We start from the raw sequence: 2,990 nt of genomic DNA, 5'->3' as shown, positions 1-2,990 counted from the left end.
CAGCGATGCCGCGATCGCGCGGCCCACGCCGCCGCAACCGACGACGAGCGCACTCGAGGTGTTCCAGGAAAACGGCGTGTCGCCGCACGCGCGGTCGAAGGCGCGCACGAAGCCTTCGCCGTCGATCAGGTCGCCGACGATGGTGCCGTCCTCCCGGCGGTACACCGCGTTGCAGGCGCCGGCCAGCGCGGCGCGCGGCGTCGCTTCATCGACCGCCTCCAGCGTGAGCGGCTTGTGCGGAATCGAGACGAAAATGCCGCCGACGTTCGGCGTGCCCATCAGCATGCGCACCGCCTCGCAATATTTTTCCGGCGCGATCTTGAGCGGCATGACGCGCGCGTCGATGCCCTTGTAGTTGAAGTAAGCGTTGAAAAGCGCCGGCGCCTTCACCTGTTCCACCGGCCATCCGATAACCGGGAAGATGCGTGTCTTGCCTGAAATCTCTATCGCCTGCATGTTCGGACCGTCCTTTCCAGATGTATTGCGACGGAGTATAGTCAGGCGCTGTTGCGGCAAAAAGTGCGATATTCGCCCTATTGACCGCCAATCGCGCAACGCAGATGACAATCACCCAAACCATCCACTTTTTTCAGGGCCATGGAACCGAAACCGATTGAAATCGATATCGCCAAGCGCGATTTGATAGATGGACTGATCAAAGGTGTGGAAGTCATCGGCGCCTTCAACCAGGACCAGCCGAACCTGACGCCGAGCGACGTGGCCAAGGTGGCGAATATCAGCCGCAGCGCTGCGCGCCGCTACCTGCTGACGCTGGTGCACATCGGCATGGCAGCCACCGACGGCAAGCTGTTCTGGCTCACGCCCAAGGTGCTGAACCTCGGCCGCTCCTACCTGGAGTCGGCGCGCCTGCCGCGTTCCATCGTGCCCTTCCTGCAGCGCCTCACGCAGCAGTTGCAGGAGTCGACCAACTTCGCAGTGCTCGATGGCCAGGAAGTGGTGTACGTCAGCCGGGTCAACACCCCGCGCCTGCTTACCACCGGCTTCGAACCCGGCACCCGCCTGACCGCCTTCACGTCGACCGCGGGCCGGGTGCTGCTCGCCGCTCTGCCTGACGAAGTGCTGGCGGCGACGCTGGAATCGATGGAGCTGGTGCCCTATACCCACCTGACGATCACCAGCAAGGAAGAATTGCTGAAGGAGTTGCAGCAGGTGCGCAACCAGGGCTTCGCTGTCACCGAGGGGCAGTTCCAGATCGGCCTGCGCGGCATTTCAGTGCCGGTGAAGAACCGTCACGGCCTGGTGGTTGGGGCGCTGAGCGTGTCGATGAGCAGCGCCTCCTGCTCCAAGGCTGAAGCCGTAGCCAAGTGCGTGCCGATGCTGCAGTCGACGGCCAACACGATCATGATGTGGATCTGATTGGTTGCCATTAAGGCAAATATTTGCGCGATTATCGCCCAGCAATCCTAATAATCGCGAAAATGCGCGTTTTTCTGAAAACCGCATTCTGTTTTCACGTCCCACCTGTCAGAACCGGGTTCTATACTTTTCGCATACCTACCCCGATATGCGAAAAAAGGAACCCCGACATGGCACCCCAGTTCTCCCTCGCGCACCTGACTGTCCTGCACTCCACGCCGCCGGAAATGGTGAGCATCGCCGCCCGCACCGGCTACCGCTGGGTCGGCCTGCGCGTCACCGCCGTCACGCCGGATGAGCCAATCTATCCGCTGATGCGCGACCGCGCGATGATGAAGGAAACCCTGGCGCGCATGGCTGACACCGGCGTCGGCGTGCTCGACATCGAACTGGCGCGCATGGATGCGGCGACCGAACCGGAAGCCTATCTGCCGCTGCTCGAAGTGACGGCCGAACTGGGATCGCAGGACATCATCGCGCAACTGCCCGACGCCGACCGCGAACGCGCGACCGAACGCTTCGCCCGCCTGTGCGACCTCGCCAAGCCCTTCGGCATTCATGTGAATCTCGAATTCGTTAGCTGGACGCAGACGCCGGACGTGGCGTCGTCAGTTGCCGTGCTGAGCGCCGTGAACCGGTCGAACGCAGGCCTGCTGGTCGATACGCTGCACTTCTCGCGTTCCGGCTGCAGACTCGAAGAATTGAAGAACCTGCCGAAGGAATGGTTCCGCGTGGCCCAACTGTGCGATGCGCCGGCGCAGGCACCGGCCACGGTTGAAGGCCTGATCCATGCCGCGCGCAACGACCGCAAGCTGCTCGGCGAAGGCGGGCTGGCGGTGCGCGACATCGTCGAGGCGATGCCGGCGACGACACGCTACTCACTCGAGATTCCGAACCTCACGCTGGAAGGCGTGATCGGCGCGGAAGAGTTTTCGCGCCGGGCGATCCGGACGGCTGAGAGTTACCTCCAAGGTGTGCATGAAGCGGCATTGATGAGTTACAGCATGGTGTAAGTCCGACTGCTTCAGGCACTTTCAGGCCAGCCGCCCTGCTGGCCTTTTTTGTTCATGCCGCTACATGTTCGGATAATTCGGCCCGCCGCCTCCCTCAGGCGTCACCCAATCAATGTTCTGCGCCGGATCCTTGATATCGCAGGTCTTGCAGTGCAGGCAGTTCTGCGCATTGATCTGCAACCGTTCCCTGCCCTCTTCGCTCACCACGAATTCATAGACGCCCGCGGGGCAGAAGCGCGCCTCCGGTCCCGCATAACGCCGCAGGTTGACCTGTACCGGAATCTCCGACGATTGCAGCCGCAAATGCACCGGCTGGTCTTCCGCATGATTGGTATTCGAGATGAACACCGACGACAACCTGTCGAATGTCAGCTTGCCGTCCGGCTTCGGATAATCGATCGGCTTGCACTCCGCGGCCGGCTTCAGGCATTCATGGTCGGCATGCTGGTGCCGCAGCGTCCACGGAGCCTTGCCGCCGAAGACCACCTGGTCGATGCCGACCATCAACGTACCGAGATACAACCCCTTCGCCATTGACGGCTTGAAATTGCGCGCCTTGTGCAATTCCTCGTGCAACCAGGATTGTTCGAATGCACGCGG

Annotated in this window: 4 protein-coding genes; 2 read left to right on the top strand and 2 right to left on the bottom strand. The window is 61.9% G+C overall.

Annotated elements, in window-relative coordinates:
- Window positions 1-456 (bottom strand): shikimate dehydrogenase family protein (locus AYR66_RS20075; RefSeq protein WP_420093115.1); only part of this gene is annotated, 456 nt, incomplete at its 3' end.
- 141 nt (window positions 457-597) lie between these two features.
- Here AYR66_RS20075 and AYR66_RS20070 point away from each other — a divergent pair.
- Both AYR66_RS20070 and AYR66_RS20065 read left to right on the top strand, forming a co-directional pair.
- Window positions 598-1,377 (top strand): IclR family transcriptional regulator domain-containing protein, encoded by a 780-nt coding sequence (locus AYR66_RS20070; protein WP_088708969.1) that lies wholly within the window; start codon window positions 598-600, stop codon window positions 1,375-1,377.
- Between the two features lie 170 nt (window positions 1,378-1,547).
- The gene (locus AYR66_RS20065) at window positions 1,548-2,390 is read left to right on the top strand and encodes a sugar phosphate isomerase/epimerase family protein (RefSeq protein WP_088708968.1); all 843 of its coding nucleotides are present in this window, start codon (window positions 1,548-1,550) and stop codon (window positions 2,388-2,390) included.
- Window positions 2,391-2,450: 60 nt separating this feature from the next.
- Here the strand turns inward: AYR66_RS20065 and AYR66_RS20060 are convergent.
- Window positions 2,451-2,990, bottom strand: a 540-nt coding sequence (locus AYR66_RS20060) for a 4Fe-4S dicluster domain-containing protein (RefSeq protein ID WP_170942328.1), incomplete at its 5' end; no start/stop codon positions are given.

The sequence above is a fragment of the Noviherbaspirillum denitrificans genome (assembly GCF_002211445.1).
Classification (GTDB): domain Bacteria; phylum Pseudomonadota; class Gammaproteobacteria; order Burkholderiales; family Burkholderiaceae_D; genus Noviherbaspirillum; species Noviherbaspirillum denitrificans.
Note: the sequence above shows the minus strand (reverse complement) of the source record. Positions and strands in the feature narration are given on the sequence as shown.

Bases quoted from the DNA above. Each gene is read 5' to 3' on its own strand.
- AYR66_RS20065 (WP_088708968.1), top strand. From the start codon at position 1,548: ATGGCACCCCAGTTCTCCCTCGCGCACCTGACTGTCCTGCACTCCACG.
- AYR66_RS20070 (WP_088708969.1), top strand. From the start codon at position 598: ATGGAACCGAAACCGATTGAAATCGATATCGCCAAGCGCGATTTGATA.